Origin of the sequence: Paracoccus marcusii, from assembly GCF_006151785.1 — a bacterium.
Lineage (GTDB): Bacteria > Pseudomonadota > Alphaproteobacteria > Rhodobacterales > Rhodobacteraceae > Paracoccus > Paracoccus marcusii.
Genome location: NZ_VDDD01000240.1, coordinates 1 through 1,479 on the forward strand (window position 1 = coordinate 1; position 1,479 = coordinate 1,479).

The 1,479-nt window shown below is 58.4% G+C and carries 2 protein-coding genes; both read right to left on the bottom strand.

Annotated features, from left to right (window positions below):
* Window positions 1-233 (bottom strand): hypothetical protein (locus FHD68_RS18490; RefSeq protein WP_139086572.1); only part of this gene is annotated, 233 nt, incomplete at its 3' end.
* 573 nt (window positions 234-806) lie between these two features.
* Complete coding sequence (locus FHD68_RS18495) at window positions 807-998, bottom strand: hypothetical protein (RefSeq protein ID WP_139086574.1); 192 nt, start codon at window positions 996-998, stop codon at window positions 807-809.
* Between the last annotated feature and the right edge of the window lie 481 nt (window positions 999-1,479).

The following is a 1,479-nucleotide window of genomic DNA, read 5'->3' on the forward strand; positions in this document are numbered from 1 at the left end:
TGGATCGATCGGCGATGCGTGACCAGGTCAGCGCGGATGTCGGTCAGCTGCCTTTCGTGGGTCAGCCGCACTTCCTGTGTCGCTTGGCCGCCTTGCAGCTCGATGCGCTTCATTTCGCGCTGGCCCTCCAAGAGCCCCGCCTGCAGGGTTGCATAGGAAACAGCTACGGCGATCAGCGTCGCGCCGATCGACCAGACGTTACCCCGGGTGATGCCACCTTCAATCTTTGCCATTAGACATCCTTTCATTACCAGCGAAGCCGGATCGGTGAAGGCCCGAAAGCCGGGCATAAAGAGCCCGCACGCGGCGGGGTTAGGGTTATTGAACAAATCGGTACAGACAGCCGGATTTATCGTGCTATGTTCATGGACGCGATGTGCAAATTCGAACGCCAGACGTGTCCGATAGCCGGGGTTATCCCTCACTCAGCCTATAGTAGGCGGGTGTATCGGCGTCTTGCGGAGGCCCCCGGAAACCCCTTCCGGGGGCCGTTTTTTCGCCGATAACCATGTGCCGATTTAGACAGGCGTGCAGGGCTGCAAATGGCGCTACGTTTGCCTCCGGTCGGGCAGTGGTTCTGGGAGGGGTGGCTGCCTGACCGACCAAACATCTTAGAACAAAATGTACGGAACGGTTCTGCAATGCAGCAAGTTGTGCAGACGTATTCGTAACCAGTACCGGAAGTGCCAAACAAGGTCTCGCCAGAAGGCGAGGCCCTTTTCTTTGCCTTAAGGTATAGATGGCAGCAGGAAGCCATGTACAGCCATGCTGCTCGGTTCAGCGTAGTCGGCAGCGGACCACCCTGCCTAATGGCGATGCCGCTCGATCGTCGCCATTGCATAGGCGTCGGTGGTCGTATCCCAGATAAAGCCGTCGGCCAGGTCGACCGGGCGGATCGTCTTGAACAGCACGCCGTCGAACTTGAACAGGCAGCGATCCGAAAGTAGTTCGACGGTCAGACGCTGTTCGACACAACGGACAAAGGTTAGGATTGCCACCTCCGACTTGTCCGACGATGAACGACCGGTGCCATGGCACGGCATGTGGACGGCAGGCATGTCACGACCCTGCCGCGCCTGTGGGACCGCAGCAAGTTTGACATACGCTGATGCCGGTGGTCAGGCGGAGGCAGCTTCAGCCGCTGCCAAGCCGCAGACTGCCGAACGCCCCTTGGGCGCGGTGAGCCTGCCCGAGCGAAGCATCGCCGAGCAGACACGTGTAGTCACACCCGGCCGCCTCATACGCGTCGTTCTGCAGACGATGGTCTTCGCCGCTCGTTGATACGCGTGACTAGCCACCTGTCACCACGTTTGGCCTCATCAATGCTGCAAAAGTTTCACTATAATGGGCATGTCACAAAACTCGCTCATTTGACGGATTTTGCAACACGTTTGACGCTGCTGCACAAACGATCCAGACCGTGTGAAAACCCAAACAGGATTCCCAGCCTAATGTGGCCATGGTATCCTCGGCCATGGC